General features: G+C 54.7%; 1 rRNA gene. It reads right to left on the minus strand.

The window, feature by feature from the left end:
* Positions 1-10 precede the first annotated feature (10 nt).
* Positions 11-1,475: ribosomal RNA gene (locus GGQ92_RS16230) — 16S ribosomal RNA — on the minus strand; the annotation flags it as partial.

A 1,475-nucleotide genomic window follows, 5' to 3' on the forward strand; every position in this document is an offset into this window, starting at 1 on the left:
TTATCCTTAGAAAGGAGGTGATCCAGCCGCACCTTCCGATACGGCTACCTTGTTACGACTTCACCCCAATCATTGGCCCCACCTTCGGCGGCTGGCTCCATAAAGGTTACCACACCGACTTCGGGTGTTGCCAACTCTCGTGGTGTGACGGGCGGTGTGTACAAGGCCCGGGAACGTATTCACCGTGGCATGCTGATCCACGATTACTAGCGATTCCGGCTTCATGCAGGCGAGTTGCAGCCTGCAATCCGAACTGAGAATGGTTTTATGGGATTTGCTTCACCTCGCGGCTTCGCTGCCCTCTGTACCATCCATTGTAGCACGTGTGTAGCCCAGGTCATAAGGGGCATGATGATTTGACGTCATCCCCACCTTCCTCCGGTTTGTCACCGGCAGTCACCTTAGAGTGCCCAACTTAATGCTGGCAACTAAGATCAAGGGTTGCGCTCGTTGCGGGACTTAACCCAACATCTCACGACACGAGCTGACGACAACCATGCACCACCTGTCATTTGGTCCCCGAAGGGAACTCTCTATCTCTAGAGATGGCCAAAGATGTCAAGACCTGGTAAGGTTCTTCGCGTTGCTTCGAATTAAACCACATGCTCCACCGCTTGTGCGGGCCCCCGTCAATTCTTTTGAGTTTCAGCCTTGCGGCCGTACTCCCCAGGCGGAGTGCTTAATGCGTTAACTCCAGCACTAAGGGGCGGAAACCCCCTAACACCTAGCACTCATCGTTTACGGCGTGGACTACCAGGGTATCTAATCCTGTTCGCTACCCACGCTTTCGCACCTCAGCGTCAGTTACAGACCAGAGAGTCGCCTTCGCCACTGGTGTTCCTCCACATCTCTACGCATTTCACCGCTACACGTGGAATTCCACTCTCCTCTTCTGCACTCAAGTTCCCCAGTTTCCAATGACCGCTTGCGGTTGAGCCGCAAGATTTCACATCAGACTTAAGAAACCGCCTACGCGCGCTTTACGCCCAATAATTCCGGACAACGCTTGCCCCCTACGTATTACCGCGGCTGCTGGCACGTAGTTAGCCGGGGCTTCCTCGATAGGTACCGTCAAGGTACCGCCTTATTCAAACGGTACTTGTTCTTCCCTAACAACAGAACTTTACGATCCGAAAACCTTCTTCGTTCACGCGGCGTTGCTCCGTCAGACTTTCGTCCATTGCGGAAGATTCCCTACTGCTGCCTCCCGTAGGAGTCTGGGCCGTGTCTCAGTCCCAGTGTGGCCGATCACCCTCTCAGGTCGGCTACGCATCGTTGCCTTGGTGAGCCATTACCCCACCAACTAGCTAATGCGCCGCGGGCCCATCTGTAAGTGACAGCCGAAGCCGCCTTTCCGATTCCTCTCATGCGAGAGGAAACTCTATCCGGTATTAGCCCCGGTTTCCCGGAGTTATCCCAGTCTTACAGGTAGGTTGCCCACGTGTTACTCACCCGTCCGCCGCTCGTTCCACAAA

It is taken from the genome of Gracilibacillus halotolerans, assembly GCF_014206945.1.
Taxonomy (GTDB): domain Bacteria; phylum Bacillota; class Bacilli; order Bacillales; family Amphibacillaceae; genus Gracilibacillus; species Gracilibacillus halotolerans.